Below are 2262 nucleotides of genomic sequence, written 5' to 3'. Positions count from 1 at the left end.
GCTGAAGGAGGGGGCTGTGGCCCATCAGCTAGTTGGTAGGGTAAAGGCCTACCAAGGCGAGGACGGGTAGGGGGCCTGAGAGGGTGACCCCCCACACTGGAACTGAGAGACGGTCCAGACTCCTACGGGAGGCAGCAGTAAGGGATATTGCCCAATGGACGGAAGTCTGAGGCAGCAACGCCGCGTGCGGGAGGACGGCCTTCGGGTTGTAAACCGCTTTTGGAGGGGAAGAGGGAGGACGGTACCCTTCGAAGAAGTCTCGGCTAACTACGTGCCAGCAGCCGCGGTAAAACGTAGGAGGCGAGCGTTATCCGGATTTACTGGGTGTAAAGCGCGTGCAGGCGGCGGCGCAAGTCGTGTGTGAAAGCTCCCGGCTCAACCGGGAGAGGACGGACGAGACTGAGCTGCTAGAGGCAGGTAGAGGTGTGTGGAATTCCGGGTGTAGTGGTGAAATGCGTAGAGATCCGGAGGAACACCAGTGGCGAAGGCGGCACACTGGGCCTGGCCTGACGCTCAGACGCGAAAGCATGGGGAGCGAACGGGATTAGAAACCCCGGTAGTCCATGCTGTAAACGATGCGGACTAGGTGTTGCGGGTTGAATCCCCTGCAGTGCCGAAGCGAACGTGATAAGTCCGCCACCTGGGGAGTACGGCCGCAAGGTTAAAACTCAAAGGAATTGACGGGGGCCCGCACAAGCAGCGGAGCGTGTGGTTTAATTCGAGGCTACACGAAGAACCTTACCTGGGCTTGACATGCTGGTGGTAGGGAAGCGAAAGCGGACCGACCTTCGGGAGCCAGCACAGGTGCTGCATGGCTGTCGTCAGCTCGTGTCGTGAGATGTTCGGTTAAGTCCGGTAACGAGCGCAACCCTTGCCGTTAGTTACAGGTATCTAACGGGACTGCCCGTAGGAAGCGGGAGGAAGGTGGGGATGACGTCAAGTCAGCATGGCCTTGATGTCCAGGGCTACACACACGCTACAATGGCCGGTCCAGAGGGTAGCCAACCTGCGAAGGGGAGCCAATCCAGGAAAGCCGGTCGTAGTTCGGATTGCAGGCTGCAACCCGCCTGCATGAAGTCGGAGTTGCTAGTAAACGCGCATCAGCCATGGCGCGTTGAATACGTTCCCGGGCCTTGTACACACCGCCCGTCACGTCATGGGAGCTGGTCATGCCTGAAGTCGGTGGGCTAACCGCGAGGGGGCAGCCGCCTAGGGCAGGGCTGGTGACTGGGACGAAGTCGTAACAAGGTAGCTGTACCGGAAGGTGCGGCTGGATCACCTCCTTTCTAAGATGAAGGGTGCGGGGCGCGCGAGCGCTCTGGCGCCGAGAGGGAGCGCTCGGGGTGTTTTCTGTCACTGAGCTGGGGTTAAGGCGGAGGGGTCTGTAGCTCAGCTGGTTAGAGCACTCGCCTGATAAGCGAGAGGTCACCTGTTCGAGTCGGGTCAGACCCACAGCAGGTGCGGGGGACGTAGCTCAGCGGGGAGAGCGATGCCTTTGCAAGGCAGAGGTCAGGGGTTCGAGTCCCCTCGTCTCCATGGGGTGACGGTCGGCGAGTGGTCGCAAGGGGGCTTGCGGGCAGTGGCCGGGCGACAGTCTGGGGCAACTTAACAAGTGCATACGAGAAGTAACGCGAGAACATCAATTTCTCCGCATCACAGTGTGGATAAGCTACTAAGAGCACACGGTGGATGCCTTGGCGCCAAACGCCGATGAAGGACGCGGTACACTGCGAAAAGCTCTGGTGAGGGGTGTGCACCCGGAGAGCCGGAGGTATCCGAATGGGGAAACCCGCGTGGGGGCATGCCCACGCATCGCCGGATGAAGAGATAGTCTGGCGAGGGGAACCCGGGGAAGTGAAACATCTGAGTACCCGGAGGAGAAGAGAGGATTTCCCGAGTAGTGGCGAGCGAAAGGGAAGGAGCCCAAACCGACTGGCTTGCCAGTTGGGGTTGGAGGGCAAGACGGAAGGGACGGAAGCGAAGTCGAACGGTTCTGGGAAGGCCGGCCAGAGACGGTGAGAGCCCGGTAGGCGCAAGCGGAGGTTCTGGTCTTGGCCCTGAGTACCACGGGGCACGCTAATCCTGTGGGAAGCTGGGTGGACCATCATCCAAGGCTAAATATAAATCAGTGACCGATAGTGAACGAGTACCGTGAGGGAAAGGTGAAAAGAACCCCGGTGAGGGGAGTGAAAGAGAACCTGAAACCATACGCCCACAACAGGTCGGAGGAAGGGTAACCTTCTGACGGCGTGCCTTTTGTAG

At 59.8% G+C, this 2262-nt stretch carries 2 tRNA genes and 2 rRNA genes; all 4 read left to right on the top strand.

The features are described 5' to 3' along the window. Positions 1 to 1286: ribosomal RNA gene (locus tag NUW23_16130) — 16S ribosomal RNA — on the top strand; the annotation flags it as partial. A gap of 92 nt (positions 1287 to 1378) precedes the next feature. Beyond that, positions 1379 to 1452: transfer RNA gene (locus tag NUW23_16125), tRNA-Ile, on the top strand. 11 nt (positions 1453 to 1463) lie between these two features. Further along, positions 1464 to 1536 (top strand) — tRNA-Ala (locus NUW23_16120). Between the two features lie 126 nt (positions 1537 to 1662). Next, positions 1663 to 2262 (top strand): 23S ribosomal RNA (locus NUW23_16115); the annotation flags it as partial.

The sequence above is a fragment of the Bacillota bacterium genome, assembly GCA_024655925.1.
Classification (GTDB): Bacteria; Bacillota; DTU025; order DTU025; family JANLFS01; genus JANLFS01.
Note: the sequence above shows the minus strand (reverse complement) of the source record. Positions and strands in the feature narration are given on the sequence as shown.